Origin of the sequence: Slackia isoflavoniconvertens, from assembly GCF_003725955.1 — a bacterium.
GTDB classification, from domain to species: Bacteria; Actinomycetota; Coriobacteriia; order Coriobacteriales; family Eggerthellaceae; genus Slackia; species Slackia isoflavoniconvertens.
Genome location: NZ_QIBZ01000032.1, coordinates 1 through 2,059, shown reverse-complemented (window position 1 = coordinate 2,059; position 2,059 = coordinate 1). Strand labels below are relative to the sequence as shown.

General features: G+C 71.2%; 2 protein-coding genes. Both read right to left on the bottom strand.

Annotation, left to right across the window (positions count from 1 at the left end; genetic code table 11):
- Window positions 1-85 precede the first annotated feature (85 nt).
- Window positions 86-829 (bottom strand): IS21-like element helper ATPase IstB, encoded by a 744-nt coding sequence (istB, locus tag DMP05_RS09600; protein ID WP_123220233.1) that lies wholly within the window; start codon window positions 827-829, stop codon window positions 86-88.
- Window positions 819-2,059: IS21 family transposase (gene istA, locus DMP05_RS09595; protein ID WP_123220232.1), on the bottom strand; the 1,241-nt coding region annotated here is incomplete at its 5' end. The genes istB and istA, both read right to left, overlap by 11 nt.

Here is a 2,059-nt window from a genome sequence, read left to right as displayed (position 1 = left end):
TGTGTTTCGTCAAGAGGATTTGAGCAAAAAGAGCATCGGAAATTGAGCAGCCTGAGCATCGGAAGTGCGCACGCTTTCTGAGCGGCTAGCCCTCCTGCATGAGGGCATGGCGGACGCGGTAGGACTCGCCGCGGAACTGGACGAGCCTCCCGTGGTGGACGATGCGGTCGATCACGGCGGCGGCCATCTGGTCGTCCCCGAACACCGACCCCCACCTGCTGAACTCCAGGTTCGTGGTGATCACCACCGACTGCCTCTCGTATGCGTCGGCGAAGATCTGGAAGAGCAGCCTCGCCCCGTCCGCGTCGAGCGGGAGAAACCCGAGCTCGTCGATGACGAGCAGGCGGGCCTTGCCGATGAGCGCGGCCTCCCGGTCGAGCCTCCCGTCGTCGCGGGCGCGCCTCAGGCGCATCACGAGTGAGGACGCCGTGAAGAAGCGCGCCTCGAGCCTCCTCTCGCACGCCAGCGCGCAGAGGGCCGACGCCATGTGCGTCTTGCCGGTGCCGACGTCGCCCATGAGCACGAGGTCCTCCCTGCGCTCGACGAAGTCGAGCGCGAGCAGCGACTCGCGCCCCATGTCCTCCGGCCACGACACGGCCGACCAGTCGTAGCCGTCGAAGGTCTTGGGCGCCGGCAGCGCGCAGCGCCTGAGCAGCGTCGCGCGCTTCGAGGCCTCGCGGCTGGACCTCTCCGCCTCGAGGTAGCCCGCCAGGTACTCCACCTGTTTCGGGGTGCCGAGCCTCGACCACTCCTCCAGAACGGCGGTGGTGAGCGAACATGACCGCCCGGCCTCGACGACCCTGCGGGCCAGCTCCTCGCTAGCGGCCATCGGCGACCGCCCCCTTCAGGAACCCGTCGTAGACCGACAGGTCGGCCCCGCCGGCCCCGCAGCCGCCTCCCGCGATGCGTCTCGCCAGCACGTCGACCGTGGCGTCGTCGGGGACGCGGCCGCCCTCGACGACCCTGAGCGCCGCCTCGCATGCCGCCTCGAAGCCCGAGGACTCGCTCGCCCGGCCGATCGACCTGAGCGTGCGCCTCCTGCCGGCGGAGTCCATCCGGTCGATCCCCTCGACGAGCCCCGGCGGCATGTCGCGCCTGATCGTCGACTCCCCGAAGGCCCTCGGCCTGGCGATGATGGCGGGCACGAGCGAGAGGGGGTTCCGGACCGCGGGGCCCTCCCCGAAGGCCCTGGGGAGGACGGCGACCCGGCGGCCGCGGTCGGCGAGGATCTCCACCGTCGACGCGCGCATGCCGACGAGCAGGCTCCGCCCGTGCCAGGCGGGCCCGGCGACGTACTCGCGCCCGTCGGCCTCGACGTAGCCGCGCTTGTCGGCGCGGGCGGTGACCCACCTCACCGCGTCGAACTCCACACCGGGAAGGGCGCGCATGGCGGCGAGGTCCTCCCGGTAGGCCTCTCCGTGCGGCCTGCCGTCGCGGCAGTGCGCCGCCGCGTTGACCCTCGCGCATCCATCGGCGAGGAACGCGTTGAGCTCGGGGAGCGTGCCGAACGCCGGCACGGGGACGAGGAGGTTGCGCCGGAGGAACCCCACGGCGTTCTCGACGGAGCCCTTCTCGTTTCCCGAATAGGGGTTGCAGTACCGGCTCTCGAAGCGGTAGTGGGCCCTGAACTGCGAGAACAGCCTCGATTCCGTGACCTCGCCGCGCACCATCCTGCCCGCCTCGGTGGCGTTGTCGAGCACCATCGCAGCCGGGGCGCGGCCCCAGCGGCGGAAGATCTCGAGCAGCCCGGCGCACAGGCACTCCGACCTCTGCGACATGAGGGCGACGCACTGCCGGTCGTTCGAGTGCGGAAGCGTCGCGACCAGCAGCTTGAGGTCGAGGGTCCTCCCGCCGACCGCGGCGCGGAAGTTCCCGAAATCGACCTGGCAGGTGCCGGGCGCCCACTCGAGCTCGAGGTACCCCTCTCCGCCCGCCGCCGCCCGGGCGAGCCTGAGCTCGCGGACGAATCTCTGCACGGTGGAGTACGAGCCGCCGTAGCCGCGCTCGGCGACGAGCCTGTCGTAGATCCGCCTGGCGGTGTGGCGCTGCTTCCTCGGTG

Excerpts from the sequence above, each read along its gene's own strand:
- istB (WP_123220233.1), bottom strand. The coding sequence starts at position 829 with ATGGCCGCTAGCGAGGAGCTGGCCCGCAGGGTCGTCGAGGCCGGGCGG.